The organism is Pseudorhodobacter sp. MZDSW-24AT (assembly GCF_002794355.1).
GTDB lineage: Bacteria > Pseudomonadota > Alphaproteobacteria > Rhodobacterales > Rhodobacteraceae > Pseudotabrizicola.
This window is the reverse complement of sequence record NZ_PGOI01000007.1, coordinates 113805-126662: the sequence shown is the minus strand read 5'-3', so window position 1 is coordinate 126662 and position 12858 is coordinate 113805. Positions and strand designations below refer to the sequence as shown.

Annotated in this window: 14 protein-coding genes; 5 read left to right on the top strand and 9 right to left on the bottom strand. The window is 66.0% G+C overall.

Features of this window, described 5'->3' with window-relative positions; genetic code table 11:
• Positions 1 to 48 precede the first annotated feature (48 nt).
• The 3 genes from CUR21_RS06640 to CUR21_RS06630 are packed head-to-tail and all read right to left on the bottom strand — an operon-like array spanning position 49 to position 2455.
• Positions 49 to 699 carry an HAD family phosphatase gene (locus CUR21_RS06640; RefSeq protein ID WP_100196232.1) on the bottom strand — a complete coding sequence of 217 codons (651 nt, stop codon included), beginning with the start codon at positions 697 to 699 and terminating at the stop codon, positions 49 to 51.
• Entirely contained in the window at positions 696 to 1256 is a 561-nt protein-coding gene (gene rsmD / locus CUR21_RS06635; RefSeq protein WP_100196231.1) for a 16S rRNA (guanine(966)-N(2))-methyltransferase RsmD, read from the bottom strand. Before rsmD ends, CUR21_RS06640 begins: the two co-directional genes overlap by 4 nt.
• Positions 1253 to 2455 carry an NAD(P)/FAD-dependent oxidoreductase gene (locus CUR21_RS06630; protein ID WP_100196775.1) on the bottom strand — a complete coding sequence of 401 codons (1203 nt, stop codon included), beginning with the start codon at positions 2453 to 2455 and terminating at the stop codon, positions 1253 to 1255. The genes rsmD and CUR21_RS06630 overlap by 4 nt, the downstream gene beginning before the upstream one ends.
• Before the next feature lie 80 nt (positions 2456 to 2535).
• Here CUR21_RS06630 and CUR21_RS06625 point away from each other — a divergent pair, with 80 nt between their 5' ends.
• Positions 2536 to 3024, top strand: a complete 489-nt coding sequence (locus CUR21_RS06625; RefSeq protein ID WP_100196230.1) for a peroxiredoxin — start codon at positions 2536 to 2538, stop codon at positions 3022 to 3024.
• A 36-nt stretch (positions 3025 to 3060) separates the two neighbouring features.
• Here the strand turns inward: CUR21_RS06625 and CUR21_RS06620 are convergent, their stop codons facing one another.
• The 4 genes from CUR21_RS06620 to CUR21_RS06605 are packed head-to-tail and all read right to left on the bottom strand — an operon-like array spanning position 3061 to position 5845.
• Positions 3061 to 3360 carry a 4a-hydroxytetrahydrobiopterin dehydratase gene (locus CUR21_RS06620; protein ID WP_100196229.1) on the bottom strand — a complete coding sequence of 100 codons (300 nt, stop codon included), beginning with the start codon at positions 3358 to 3360 and terminating at the stop codon, positions 3061 to 3063.
• A 32-nt stretch (positions 3361 to 3392) separates the two neighbouring features.
• The gene (locus tag CUR21_RS06615) at positions 3393 to 4562 is read right to left on the bottom strand and encodes a GNAT family N-acetyltransferase (RefSeq protein ID WP_100196774.1); all 1170 of its coding nucleotides are present in this window, start codon (positions 4560 to 4562) and stop codon (positions 3393 to 3395) included.
• 46 nt (positions 4563 to 4608) lie between these two features.
• Positions 4609 to 5382 carry a glycerophosphodiester phosphodiesterase family protein gene (locus CUR21_RS06610; RefSeq protein ID WP_100196228.1) on the bottom strand — a complete coding sequence of 258 codons (774 nt, stop codon included), beginning with the start codon at positions 5380 to 5382 and terminating at the stop codon, positions 4609 to 4611.
• Between the two features lies 1 nt (position 5383).
• Complete coding sequence (locus CUR21_RS06605; protein ID WP_100196227.1) at positions 5384 to 5845, bottom strand: RidA family protein; 462 nt, start codon at positions 5843 to 5845, stop codon at positions 5384 to 5386.
• Positions 5846 to 6080: 235 nt separating this feature from the next.
• Between CUR21_RS06605 and CUR21_RS06600 the strand changes: the two genes are divergently transcribed.
• Together CUR21_RS06600 and CUR21_RS06595 are read left to right on the top strand one after the other, a co-directional pair.
• The gene (locus CUR21_RS06600; RefSeq protein WP_232622716.1) at positions 6081 to 6860 is read left to right on the top strand and encodes a VacJ family lipoprotein; all 780 of its coding nucleotides are present in this window, start codon (positions 6081 to 6083) and stop codon (positions 6858 to 6860) included.
• Positions 6850 to 7461 (top strand): phospholipid-binding protein MlaC, encoded by a 612-nt coding sequence (locus CUR21_RS06595; RefSeq protein ID WP_100196226.1) that lies wholly within the window; start codon positions 6850 to 6852, stop codon positions 7459 to 7461. Before CUR21_RS06600 ends, CUR21_RS06595 begins: the two co-directional genes overlap by 11 nt.
• Before the next feature lie 87 nt (positions 7462 to 7548).
• Here CUR21_RS06595 and CUR21_RS06590 read toward each other — a convergent pair whose 3' ends face one another.
• Positions 7549 to 8286: a glycosyltransferase family 25 protein gene (locus tag CUR21_RS06590; protein ID WP_100196225.1), complete on the bottom strand. Its 738-nt coding sequence runs from the start codon at positions 8284 to 8286 to the stop codon at positions 7549 to 7551.
• Positions 8287 to 8485: 199 nt separating this feature from the next.
• On the bottom strand, positions 8486 to 10768 hold the full coding sequence (locus CUR21_RS06585) for a transglycosylase domain-containing protein (RefSeq protein ID WP_100196224.1): 2283 nt from the start codon (positions 10766 to 10768) through the stop codon (positions 8486 to 8488).
• A gap of 258 nt (positions 10769 to 11026) precedes the next feature.
• On the opposite strand from CUR21_RS06585, the gene CUR21_RS06580 reads away from it, so the two are divergent.
• Both CUR21_RS06580 and amt read left to right on the top strand, forming a co-directional pair.
• Positions 11027 to 11365 carry a P-II family nitrogen regulator gene (locus tag CUR21_RS06580; protein ID WP_100196223.1) on the top strand — a complete coding sequence of 113 codons (339 nt, stop codon included), beginning with the start codon at positions 11027 to 11029 and terminating at the stop codon, positions 11363 to 11365.
• A gap of 39 nt (positions 11366 to 11404) precedes the next feature.
• Positions 11405 to 12742: an ammonium transporter gene (gene amt / locus CUR21_RS06575; protein WP_100196222.1), complete on the top strand. Its 1338-nt coding sequence runs from the start codon at positions 11405 to 11407 to the stop codon at positions 12740 to 12742.
• Positions 12743 to 12858: the final 116 nt, after the last annotated feature.

Here is a 12858-nt window from a genome sequence, read left to right as displayed (position 1 = left end):
AGGCTGCGCTCCGCGCGGGGGATATTTGGAAACAGATGACGGGTGGGGTCAGCGCAGGCCGATGAGGCCGGGCAAGGCGGCCATGTCGGTGAAAGGCTCGGCCCCCACCGCCACCAGCCGCTCGGCCGGGGTATGCGCGGCGTAGCCCAGACAGCGCATGCCTGCGGCGCGCGCCGCGCGCGCGCCCGTCGGGCTGTCCTCGATCACCACGCAATCGGCCGGGGCCACGCCCAGCGCGCGGGCCGCGTGCAGGTAAAGATCGGGCGCGGGCTTGGGCGCGCCCAGCGTTTGCCCGGAATAGAGGTGGCCACGGAACCGCGCGAGCAGCCCCGGATGCTGGCCCAAGGTGATCTGCATCTTGCGGTCCGACCCGTTCGAGCCCATCGCAAAGGGGATCCCCGCCGCGTCAAGCGCGTCGAGCACCTCCAGAATGCCGGGGATCAGCGGGGTGCCCGCGGCAAGATGGGTGTAAAGCGTTTCGTAAAAGGTCTCGACCCAATCCTCGGGCAAATCCGCCCCTGCCGCCCGCGCGCGCAAGGCCAGATCGCGCATGGTGCCGCCAATGAAATCGCGCGCGATGGTGTCGACCGAAAGGTGCAGCCCATGGCGGGCGAAATCCTCGGCCAACAGGACGAAGGTCATCTCTTCGCTGTCGACCACCACCCCATCACAATCGAAAATCACGGCTTTGGGGGTCATTCCGGCATCCTGAGCAAGGTTACATGGGTGTCGCCATAGCGGCGCTGGTCGACAAGGTCCAGCCCGGCGGGGGGCAAGGGCGGGCTGCCCTCTTCCCAGACGATCAGCGCGCCGGGGGCCAGCCAGCCGCCCGCGCGGCAGGCGGCAAGGGCCTTTTCGCCCAGACCCTTGCCATAGGGCGGATCCAGAAACACCAGATCGAAAGCCGCCGCCGCCGCGCCCGGGCGGGTGGCGTCGCGGCGCAGCACCTGTGCCTGCGCCTCCGCCCGCATCAGCCCGATGTTGCGCTTGAGCAGCGCCAGCGCCACCTTGCCCTCCTCGATGAAACAGGCGCTGGCCGCGCCGCGCGACAGCGCCTCCAGCCCCAAGGCGCCGGTGCCGGCAAACAGATCCAGCACCCGCGCGCCTTGGACCGGCTGGCCATGGCCGCCATTGATCAGCAGGTTGAAGATCGCCTCGCGCACCCGGTCAGAGGTGGGGCGCAGATGGGCCGCCGCATCGCCCGCGCCCAGCGGAGTGAGGTGCAGGCCCCGCGCCCGCCCGCCGATGATCCTCATCGCAACAGCGCCTTGAGATCGGTCGCAGGGTCGGCCACCAGACGGGGGTCGGGGGATTTCCCGGCCTCGATCAACCGCTTGCCCACCATATAGGCGCGCGCATCGCTCATCGCGTCCAGTGCCAGCAGCTCGGCCCCCCGGTAATACCAGAACGACACCGCGTCGCCTTCGCCGGGCCGCGTGATCACCCGGTCATAGCCGGTGTTCAGCCCGGCGATCTGAAGCTTGCACTCATACTGATCCGACCAGAACCATGGCCGCGCCTCATAGGCCAGCGCGGCCCCCAGCATATTGGCCGCCACCACCTCGGCCTGATCAATCGCATTGCCGACCGATTCCAGCCGCAGGCGCCCGCCGCGCCAAGGGAAGGACGCGCAATCCCCCGCCGCCCAAACCCCGGGGGCCGAAGTGCGGCCATAGGTGTCGGTCGCAATCCCGTTGTCGAGCGTCAGGCCCGCCATCGCCGCCAGCGCTGTGTTGGGCGTGACGCCCACGCCGACGATCACGAAATCCGCCGCGAGCTCGCGCCCGTCGGCCATCACCGCCGCCGTCACGCGTGCGTCGCCCACCAGCCGGTCCAGCGCCACGCCTTCGATCACCTGCACCCCGTGGCGCGCGTGCAAGGCGCGGATATGCGCCGCCGTCTCGGGGCTGGCCACCCGTTGCAAGATGCGTGGCGCCGCCTCGATCACCGTGACCTCCAGCCCCAGCTTTGACGCCACCGCCGCCGCTTCCAGCCCGATATAGCCGCCGCCCACGATCACCACCCGGGCGCCCGGCACGAACTCGGGCCGCATCCGGTCGACATCGGCCAGCGTGCGCACGGTATAGACCCCGCCCAGATCGCCGCCCACCGCCGCCGGAAGCCGCCGGGGCGCCGCCCCGGTGGTCAGCGCCAGCGCGTCATAGGGCAGCGCCTCGCCCCCCACCCGCACGTGGCGCGCGCCCAGATCCAGCCCCGTCACCGGCGCGCCCAGCCGCAACTCCACCTGCTGCTCCGCCCAGAAGTCCGGCCCGCGCAGCCACAACCGTTCAGGCCCCATCTCGCCCATCAGATAGGCCTTGGACAAAGGCGGCCGCTGATAGGGCGGTGCCGGCTCGTCGCCGATCACCACCAGCGGCCCTTGATGCCCCAGACTGCGCAGCTTGGCCGCCAGCGCCGCCCCGGCCTGTCCCGCCCCGATGATCACCACCCGCATCGCCATATTCCTCTGGTCGCCCAACCGGGCGGACCCTATATCTGGCCGCAGTCGGAACGCAACGCGAGAGGGACAGATCCATGACGATTTCCACCGGCGACACGCTGCCAGAAGCCAACCTGATCAAGCTGGGCGACAAGGGCCCGGAACAGGTGTCGCTGCACGCCTTGGCCAAAGGCCGCAAGATCGTGCTCTTTGCCGTGCCGGGCGCCTTTACCCCCACCTGCCACTCGGCCCATGTTCCCAGCTTCATCCGCACCAAAGACCAGTTCACCGCCAAGGGCGTGGACGAAATCATCTGCGTCTCGGTCAACGATCCCTTCGTGATGAAGGCCTGGGGCGAAGCCACCGGGGCCACCGCCGCCGGAGTCACCATGCTCGCCGATGCCGATGGCAGCTTCACCAAGGCGATGGGGCTTGATTTCACCGCCGCCCCCGCAGGCCTGCTGGCGCGCTCCAAACGCTATGCGCTTTACGCCGAAGACGGCACCGTCACCCAACTGCACCTCGAAGAGTCGCCGGGCACCTGCGAAATCTCGGGCGGCGAAGCGCTTCTGGCCGCGATCTGACACGCAGCGCCCCACCCTGTCGCAGGGTGGGGCGCCTTATCCTTGATAGCCTGCCGCCCGGTCCATCCGCCGCGCCAGTTCGGCGTCCAGCGCCGTCAACCCGCCCGCGTCATGCGTGGTCAGCCGCACCCGCACCGTACGATAGACATTCGACCATTCGGGATGGTGGTTCAGATCCTCGGCCTCGGCGGCCACAGCGGTCATGAAGGCGAAGGCTTGGGTGAAATCCTTGAACAGGAACACCTTTTCGATGCCTGCGCCCCCCGCATCCAGCTTCCACCCGGTGGCAAACAGCGGCAGCAGCGCCGCGCGTTCCAGCTTGGTCTCGCCTGTCATCCGCGTCCCCCTTCTTCGCGCCCGCGCCGCTGTCAGTCCTCGGACTGCACGCGCCGGAACGGGCCATATTGCGTCAGCACCTCGATCTCTTCATCCACCGCCGCGCGTTCCTCGCGCAGGTAGCGCGCCACCGCGTCCCGGAATCCCGCATCGGCGATCCAATGGAGCGAATGCACCGGGCTGGGCAGATAGCCGCGCGCCAGCTTGTGCTCGCCTTGCGCGCCCGCCTCCACCCGCGTCAAGCCATGGGCAATCGCCCAGTCCATCGCCTGATAATAGCACAGCTCGAAATGCAGGCAGGGGTGATCTTCCACACAGCCCCAATAGCGGCCAAACAGCGTGTCGCGCCCGATAAAGTTCAACGCCCCCGCCACGGGCCGCGCGCCATCAAAGGCCAGCACCAAGAGCATGTCGTCGCGCATCGTCTCATGCAAAAGGGTAAAGGCCTTGCGCGTCAGGTAAGGCGTGCCCCATTTGCGCGCGCCGGTGTCTTGGTAAAACTGCCAGAATGCATCCCAATGCGCAGGCTCGATCGCATCGCCGGTCAGCGCCCGGATCGTCAGACCCGCCGCCCGCGCCGTCTCGCGCTCTTTGCGGATCATCTTGCGCTTGCGGCTCGACAGCTGCGCCAGAAAATCGTCAAAGCTGGAATAGCCGTTGTTTTCAAAGTGGAATTGCTGCGTCACCCTATGCAGCACGCCCTCAACCCCGGCCAGCGCCTCGGCCTCCTCTGCGGTGCAAAAGGTGACATGCAGCGACGACAGCCGGTTCTTGGCCGCCACCGAAATCGCCGCCCCCAGCAACAGCGGGCGATGCGCGGGATCGCCCAGAAACCGCCGCCCCGTCGCCGGGGTAAAGGGCACCGCGATCTGCAACTTGGGGTAATAGCGCCCGCCTGCGCGCTCATAGGCCTGTGCCCAGCCGTGGTCGAAGATATACTCGCCCTGCGAATGGCCCTTGGCATACATCGGCACCGCCGCCACCAGCCGCCCGTCTTCGCGCAGCACCAAAGGATGCGCGCTCCACCCGCTGCCCGCCCCGGTCGAGCCCGAGGCCTCCAGCGCATGCAGGAAACGATAGGTGGTGAACGGGTCCAGCGGCCGCCCGTCGGCTTGTTCCGGTGCCGCCACCGCATCCCATGCGGTGGCGTCAATCTCGCTCAGGCTTTGGTGCAGGGTGATCTCGGTCATCGGCTCTGTCATCGCGGGCACGCGCCCCGCCCAAAGACTGTGCCCCCGCCCGCGTTTTTCAAGCCGGGATCGCGCTCAGATAGCCTTCAAAGGTCACATTCGCCGCAATCTGCCGCGCCAATGCCTCCTGATCGGGCGAGCGGATCGTCCAGCACAGCACCGGCACCCCGCTTGCGCGCAACTCCAGCACCCGGGGCCGCGTCAGGTCATTGCCCTGATGGCTGATGAACGACGCCCCCACCCGGTCAAAATCCGGGATCTCGCGCAGCCGCGCGCACACCTCTGCCGGCACCGGCGCCCAATCCGCCGGATCAAAGCTCGAGGTCGTCAGCCCGCGCGCCACATCCGGGGCCAGCTGCGCCATGTGCTCCACCGCATAGGGGTTGAAGGACATCACCGCCACATCCCCGGCATAGCCCACCAAGGCCTGCGCCACCGCAGATTCCAGCCGACCATCGGTCGGCCCCATCACGCCGGTCTGATCCTTGATCTCGATCAGCAAAGGCACCCGCCCGGCCACCATCGCCAGAACCGCCTCCAGCGTCGGAATGGTGTCGGTGCCGCCGCTCAGGCTGATCTGCCCCAGCTCTGCCGCCCGCCGCGCCGATATCGGCCCGCGCTCTGCCGTCAGCCGCTCCAGCGTTTCGTCGTGAAACACCATCGCAACGCCATCGGCCGACAGCTGCACATCCACTTCGATTCCATAGCCTGCCGCCACCGCCGCGCGGATCGCGGCGGGGCTGTTTTCAATCCGCCCTTGCGCCTTGTCATGCAAGGCGCGATGCGTCACCGGAATCCGCAGGAAGGCGGGGGCAAGGGCAGGGCGCGGCATCTCAGGCAATTTCAAACACCGCTTCAATCTCCACCGCCACGCCAAACGGCAAAGACGCCGCCGACACCGCCGAACGCGCATGCCGCCCGGCATCGCCCAGCACCGCCACCATGAAATCCGATGCCCCGTTGATCACCTTGGGCTGATCCACGAAATCGGGCCCCGAATTCACAAAGCCCACCAGCTTGACCAGACGCACCACCCGGTCGATGTCGCCGCCCGTGGCCGCTTTCACCTGCGCCAGCAGGGAAATCGCGCAGGCCTTGGCCGCCGCCGCGCCTTCTTCCACGCTCAGATCGGTGCCAAGCTTGCCCTTGATCAACCCGTCCGGCCCTTGGCTGATCTGCCCCGAGATGAAGACCTGCGTGCCGCTGATCACCCAAGGCACATAATTGGCCGCCGGGGCAGGGGCGTCGGGCAGGGTCACCCCCAGCTCGGCCAACCGCGATTCAATCTTCGACATCTGGTATCCTCCGCATCATTTTGCCGCACGCTAGCCGCCCCGCCCCCCAGCTTCAAGGCCAGCCGACCCGGCCGCGCGGAAAAGCTTGTGTCGCAGAACAACTTTTCGGCGCGCCCTCCATCACAATCCCGCCCAAAGCGGCCCGCACGGTCCTGCACGCGTTGTCATCCGGTCCTCCGGCCTATATCACCCTTTCACAACAGGATATGACAGCCGCCCCGCGCGGGCAGAAAAAATGGCCCAGACCCCGATGCACCCAGCCTCTTTCCCGTCCTTGCCCCGCGCCGCCTTCGGCCTTGCCGCGCTTGCTTTGCTCGGCGCCTGCGCCACCGCGCCCGCGCCCAGCGGCATCACCGACCCGCTCGAAGCCAACAACCGCCAGATCCACGCCTTCAACCGCAGCATCGACCGCGCGATCCTGCGCCCGGCGGGCAATGCCTATTACGAAAACACCCCCGGCCCGATCGCCCAAGGCGTCAGCAATTTCGCGCAAAACCTTGATGCCCCCAGCGATGTGGTGAACTCCCTTCTGCAAGGCCGCCCGCAGTTCGCGCTGCAAAACACCTTGCGCTTTGCGCTCAACACCACCGTCGGCATCGGCGGCCTCTTCGATCCGGCCACCGCCATCGGGCTGCAAGGCAAACGCACCGATTTCGGCGAAACCCTGCATGTCTGGGGCGCGGGCGAGGGCAATTATGTCGAGGTGCCTTTCCTTGGCCCCTCCACCGAACGTGATCTGATGGGCCGCGTGGTCGATCTCGGCCTCAACCCGCTGCGCTATGCGCTCCCCGACCCCGAGCGCAACATTCCCACCGCCGCCAGCGTGCTATCAAGCGTTGGTGATCGCGGCCGCTATTCCGAAACCATTGACTCTGTTCTATATGACAGTGCGGACAGTTATGCGCAGGCCCGCCTGCTTTATCTGCAAAACCGCCGTTTCCAACTGGGGCAGACCAGCGGTGAAGCCGCTGACGAAGCCTTTGTAGACCCGTATGAGGATATCTATGGCGAATGACAGGCTGATCATCACGCGCCGCGGCTTTGGCATCGGCCTTGTCGGCGGTGCCGCCGCTCTGGCGTTGCCGCTCTCGGCGGCCGCACTCACCGCCGATCAGGCCGGGGCTCTCGTCAGCCGTGCCGTGGCCGATGTGAACAGCACGATCAACTCGGGCAAATCCGCCAGCGCCATGTATGGCGATTTTGAACGCATCTTCGCCCGCTACGCCGATGTGCCCGCCATCGCCCGCTCGGCGCTGGGGCCGGCCGCGCGTGGTGCCTCCCCCGCGCAGCTCTCGGCCTTCACCGCCGCCTATCAAGGCTATATGGCCCGCAAATACGGCGCGCGCTTCCGCGAATTCATCGGCGGCCAGATCGAGGTGACGGGCGCCCGCGCGCTCAAAAGCTATTACGAGGTGATCTCGGTCGCCCGCCTGCGCGGCCAAGCCCCTTTCGATGTGCGCTGGCACGTCTCTGACCGCTCCGGCAAAGACCTGTTCTTCAACATCATCATCGAAGGCGTGAACATGCTCGCCAGCGAACGCACCGAGATCGGCGCCATGCTCGACCGCCGCCGGGGAGACATCAACGGCCTGATCGAAGACCTGAAACGCGCCTGATCCGGCACAGCCTCCCGCCACAAACGCCGCTCCTCAAGGGGCGGCGTTTTGGTTTGGTGGCTCTGCGAACCACCGGGCTTTGCCCGCTCAGCCGCGAAAGCTGTTCCACAGCGCCCAGCCATACACGGGCACGCGCCGCCGCAGATCATACCAGCCATTGCGCAGGCTGGTGGCATGGGATCTTGGCCCTGTCCCCGGTGCGATCACGCTTTCAACATGCGTCAGCCCGACGGGCGGCCTGTCAAACGACAGGCCAAGGCCGGATCGGCTCAGCATCGCGCGCAATTGGTTGTCCACCGGGGTGTGGATGCGCGTCGCCTCCAGATGCGCCAGAAAGGCCGCGGCCCCTTCCCGGTTCCACAGCAGGGCCGAGGTCAGCAGCGGGAACTGCCAAGACCGGCGCAGCCGCCGACCGTTGATCTCTGCCAAGTCCCGGAACCGCCGCCGATAGGCGCTCGACAGATTGATGCAATGCCAGCGCACATCGGGATGCGCGGCAAGCCACTCCACCGTCGCATCAAGGGTCGGGAAGGTGCTGTCGTCAAAGCGAACGTCATCTTCAAAGACCAGACACAGCGACTCGGAACCGTCAAGAAACAACTCAAGACAGCGCTTGTGGCTCAGCGCACAGCCCAACTCTCCCTTCAGGATGGCGCGATTGTGCAGGCTGCGAAAGCGGCGGGCGTCAAGCCCCGGGTGGGTCTCCACCTCCAGCGGCTCGATGGCCGGAAAGCGCTGGAAGGTCCGACCCACACGGTCAAACTGCGCTTCCAATGCCGCCCGCCGATCGGTGCTGCGCTCAAGGTTGATCGCCAAGGTAAGCATCGCGCGCTCCAGTCCTGCGTGGTTTGACTCGGGCCATAGATCCGCCCACGTCTATAACCGCGCCCGGCCTTGTGCGACAACCGCCATCGGAACACGCCCTCCAAAGGTTAAGGATGGGTAAATCCCACACCCTTACCCCCTTGATTCTAAAAGGCATTCCATTTTGCCCACCGTGTTACACGGTGGGCCTCTGCGGCCCTCAGTTGCCAAAGCCCCCCAGCACGTCGCGCAGGATCTGCTCGGCCAGATCGCCTTCCACCGGCCCCTCGTTCACCCAAGTGTCAGGCACCGGCCCGTCATAGATGATCACATCCTGCGCCGGCACCTCGGTCGGCGGCGGGGCATAATCCTGCGGCGCCGCCGAAGGCGACTGCCCGTCGGCCATCACGCTGGGCGAAGAGGCATAGCCCCCCGGCGGCAGCTTCGGCTCGGGGATCAGCATGGGCAGCGGCTGCGGCGGGACGCCTTCATGGACCCGCACCATCACCTCGCGCCAGATCTCCGCCGGCAACCCCCCGCCCGTCACCCCGGTCAGCGGGCTGTTGTCGTCATTGCCCATCCAGACCCCCGCGACATAATCGGCGGTAAAGCCCAGAAACCACGCGTCCCGCGCGGCTTGGGTGGTGCCCGTCTTGCCCGCCGCCTGCCAGCCCGGAATCTTGGCCCGCGTGCCGGTCCCGTTCTCGATCACCCGGTTCATCATATAGGTCAGGTAAAGCGCCGCATCCTCGCTGATCACCCGCTGCCCCAAGCCGCCCGTGGCACCCAGCAGCACCTCCTGCTCGCCCTGCAACCGCAGCTCCTGCAAGCCATAGGGCGTCACCGCCGTGCCCCCGTTCAAGATGCCCGCATAGGCCCCTGACATTTCCAGAAGCGATGATTCAGACGCCCCGAGCGCCAGCGCAGGCCCATCCGCCAGCGCCGAAACGATGCCGAACCCATTGGCCACGCGGCGCACGGCATCGCGCCCCACCGCCTCCGACACCCGCACCGCCGGGATGTTGCGGCTCTCCGCCAGCGCCTGAGACAGCGTGATCATGCCCTTGAACTGGTTGTCGTAATTCTTGGGCGTCCACGCGCCCGATCCGGGAATGTTGATGGTCAGCGGCGTGTCTTCCACGTAATCCGCCGGGGTAAAGCCCAGATCCATCGCCGCCGCATAGGCAAAAGGCTTGAAGCTCGATCCGGTCTGTCGCTTGGCCTGTGTCGCCCGGTTGAAACTGCCCGCCGCTGCCGAATGCCGCCCGCCCACCATCGCGCGCACTGCGCCATCGGCCGACATCACCACCACGGCGGCCTGCGCCTTTGATCCTTCCTTCACCTTGGTGTCAAAGACAAAGGCCACCGCCTCTTCCGCCGCCTTTTGCAGGCGCTGGTCCAGCGTGGTGCGGATGATCACGTCTTCCGTTGTCGCCGAAGACAGGAAGCTGGGCGTCGATTCCATCACCCAATCCGCAAAGGCCCCGCCCGACCGCGCCTCGGCCGCCGCCGACAGCCGCGCCGGGTTGGCACGTGCCTCTGCCGCCTGTTCGCGGGTCAGAAAACCCTGTTCTTCCATCAGCCCGATCACCACCGCCGCCCGCTCTTGCGACCGGGTCAGGTTGTTGGTGGGGGCAAAGCGCGAGGGCGCGGTCAGCAGCCCTGCCAGCATCGCCGCTTCCGCCGGGCCCACCTGATTGGCCGATTTGCCGAAATAGCGCTGCGCCGCCGCCTCAAAGCCACGCGCCCCGGCGCCCATATAGGCGCGGTTCAGGTAGATGGTCAGGATTTCCGACTTGGTGTATTTGACCTCCATCGCCATCGCATAGGGGATCTCTTTGATCTTGCGCCAGACACCGCCGCTGCGGCAGTCCTGCTCATAGGCGGCTTCCGAAGGCCAGTCGGCCGGGTTGTAGGGCACGCCCAAGCACAAGAGCTTGGCGACCTGCTGCGTGATCGTCGACCCGCCATTTCCCGAAAGCGGCCCGCGCCCTTGGCTCAGGTTGATGCGAATGGCCCCGGCGATGCCGCGCGGGCTCACCCCGAAATGCTGATAAAAGCGCCGGTCTTCGGTGGCCAGCACCGCATTGTGCAAATCGCGTGACACATTCTCGGCGGTGATCTGGCCGCCGAAGGTCTCGCCGCGCCATGCAAAGACCTGACCTTCGCGGTCCAGCATGGTGACAGAGCCGCGCGCCCGCCCGTCCAGCAAATCGGTCACGGCGGGCAACTGGCTGTAGAAATAGAACACGGTCAGGCCCAGCACCATGGCGGTCACCGCCGCCACGCGCCAGGTGATGCCCCAGAGCACGCGCCAGATCAGCCGCCACAGGCCCACGATCAGCCCCACGATCAGCCCATGCTGACGCTTGGGCTTGCGGGGGGCTGGCTTGCGCGGCGGCTGTCCGCCACCGCCTGCGCTGGACTTGCGCGCAGCGGTGCTCGGCGCCCCATAGCGCTTGTCCGCCGTCAGTTTCCCCCGACCATTGCCCGATGCTGCCATTGTCTGCCCAACTGTTTAAGCGTCTTCTTTTGCGCGACTCTAGCCGGAATATCGCGGGTTGTGGAGAGCGGCAGATCACGATTCGGATACCTGATTTGCTCAAAAAGTAATCAAGTCGCACAATAAGTATAAAAATTGTGCAATCCCGCCGCGTTTCCGGCAAGGTTCCGCCGTCGTTTTCTTGTTCTGCCCCCCCGAAAGGCCGCTTCTTATCGCCAAGGGCCCAACCCCGGGCCCCAACGAAAGAAGGGGAAGGACGTGAAATTAATCATTGCAGCAATCAAGCCGTTCAAGCTGGAGGAAGTGCGCGAAGCACTCACCACCATCGGGGTGCGCGGCATGATGGTCACCGAGATCAAGGGCTTCGGCAGCCAGTCTGGCCACACCGAAATCTACCGCGGTGCCGAATATGCCGTGAACTTCGTGCCGAAGGTGCGCCTTGAGATCGTGGTCACCGACAGCCTTGCCGATGCCGTGGTCGAAACGATCCGCAGCACCGCCAAGACCGACAAGATCGGCGATGGCAAGATTTTCGTGCTGGATGTCCAGCATGCCGTGCGCGTGCGCACCGGCGAAATCAATGACGATGCGCTCTGACGCGTTGGGGACAGGGGAAACGCAAAGATGAACACTCCGATGAAACTTGCTGGGCTGGCAACGCTGGGCGCGTCGCTGTTTGCCAGCTTGCCCGTCTGGGCGCAGGATGCCACCGCCGAAGCCGCTGAAGTGGTGGCCGATGCCGCCCCGGCGGTGATCGACAACGCCTTTATCTTCAACACCCTGCTGTTCCTGATCGGCGGCTTTCTGGTGTTCTGGATGGCCGCCGGCTTTGCGATGCTGGAAGCGGGTCTGGTCCGTTCAAAGAACGTCACCATGCAGCTCACCAAGAACATCGCGCTGTTTGCCATCGCCTCGCTGATGTACTGGATCGTCGGCTACAACCTGATGTATCCGGGCGATGCCTGGTCGGTCACCGGCTATGTCGGCCAGCTCTTTGCGCCCAAGTCCATCGGCGGCGACCCCGATCTGGCCACCGGCTATTCCGCGGGCTCCGACTTCTTCTTCCAGCTGATGTTCTGCGCCACCACCGCCTCGATCGTCTCGGGCACGCTGGCCGAGCGGATCAAGCTCTGGCCTTTCCTGATCTTCACCGTGGTGCTGACCGGTTTCCTCTACCCGATCGAGGCATCCTGGCAGTGGGGCGGCGGCTGGTTGTCCGAAGCAGGCTTCTCTGACTTCGCAGGCTCCACCCTTGTCCACGCAGCAGGCGGCTTTGCAGCCTTGGCCGGTGCGCTGATCCTTGGCCCCCGTCTGGGCAAATACACCAAAGAAGGCCGCGTGAACCCGATGCCGGGCTCCAACCTTGCGCTGGCCACCTTGGGCACCTTCGTGCTCTGGCTGGGCTGGTTCGGCTTCAACGGCGCCTCGCAGCTGGCTCTGGGCACCGAAGCCGATGCCAACGCCGTCTCGATCATCTTCGCCAACACCAACATGGCCGCAGCCTCGGGCGCTGTGGTGGCGATGATCCTGTCGCAGGTGATGTATAAAAAGATCGACCTCACCATGGTGCTCAACGGTGCGCTGGCCGGTCTGGTCTCCATCACCGCAGGCCCGCTGGACCCAACGCTGTTTGGCGCGGTCTGGATCGGCGGCATCGGTGGCGTGATCGTTCTGGTCGTCGTCCCGCTGCTCGACAAGCTCAAGATCGATGACGTGGTCGGCGCCATCCCGGTTCACCTCGTGGCAGGCTTCTGGGGCACCATGGCGGTTCCCTTCTACACCGAAGGCACCAGCTTCGTGACCCAGTTCATCGGCTTTGCGGCCATCGGCATCTTCATGTTCGTCGCCTCGGCCATCGTCTGGGTCATCCTCAAGTCGACCATGGGCCTGCGCCCAAGCCAGGAAGACGAGATGATGGGTCTCGACAAGGCAGAGCTGGGCCTTGAAGCCTACCCCGAGTTCACCAAGGGCTGACACCTCCTCCTCCCAGTCAGTCTGACGTCTGGCCCGAGCCGCAAGGTTCGGGCCTTTTTTATCCTCCTGCGGGTCCGCCAGCCCGCATGAAAACGCCCGCGCCATCGGCGCGGGCG

Bases quoted from the DNA above. Each gene is read 5' to 3' on its own strand.
- CUR21_RS06640 (WP_100196232.1), bottom strand. From the start codon at position 699: ATGACCCCCAAAGCCGTGATTTTCGATTGTGATGGGGTGGTGGTCGAC.
- CUR21_RS06605 (WP_100196227.1), bottom strand. From the start codon at position 5,845: ATGTCGAAGATTGAATCGCGGTTGGCCGAGCTGGGGGTGACCCTGCCC.
- CUR21_RS06630 (WP_100196775.1), bottom strand. From the start codon at position 2,455: ATGCGGGTGGTGATCATCGGGGCGGGACAGGCCGGGGCGGCGCTGGCG.
- CUR21_RS06590 (WP_100196225.1), bottom strand. From the start codon at position 8,286: ATGCTTACCTTGGCGATCAACCTTGAGCGCAGCACCGATCGGCGGGCG.
- amt (WP_100196222.1), top strand. From the start codon at position 11,405: ATGAAACTTGCTGGGCTGGCAACGCTGGGCGCGTCGCTGTTTGCCAGC.
- rsmD (WP_100196231.1), bottom strand. From the start codon at position 1,256: ATGAGGATCATCGGCGGGCGGGCGCGGGGCCTGCACCTCACTCCGCTG.
- CUR21_RS06615 (WP_100196774.1), bottom strand. From the start codon at position 4,562: ATGACAGAGCCGATGACCGAGATCACCCTGCACCAAAGCCTGAGCGAG.
- CUR21_RS06610 (WP_100196228.1), bottom strand. From the start codon at position 5,382: ATGCCGCGCCCTGCCCTTGCCCCCGCCTTCCTGCGGATTCCGGTGACG.
- CUR21_RS06600 (WP_232622716.1), top strand. From the start codon at position 6,081: ATGGCCCAGACCCCGATGCACCCAGCCTCTTTCCCGTCCTTGCCCCGC.
- CUR21_RS06625 (WP_100196230.1), top strand. From the start codon at position 2,536: ATGACGATTTCCACCGGCGACACGCTGCCAGAAGCCAACCTGATCAAG.
- CUR21_RS06595 (WP_100196226.1), top strand. From the start codon at position 6,850: ATGGCGAATGACAGGCTGATCATCACGCGCCGCGGCTTTGGCATCGGC.
- CUR21_RS06620 (WP_100196229.1), bottom strand. From the start codon at position 3,360: ATGACAGGCGAGACCAAGCTGGAACGCGCGGCGCTGCTGCCGCTGTTT.
- CUR21_RS06585 (WP_100196224.1), bottom strand. From the start codon at position 10,768: ATGGCAGCATCGGGCAATGGTCGGGGGAAACTGACGGCGGACAAGCGC.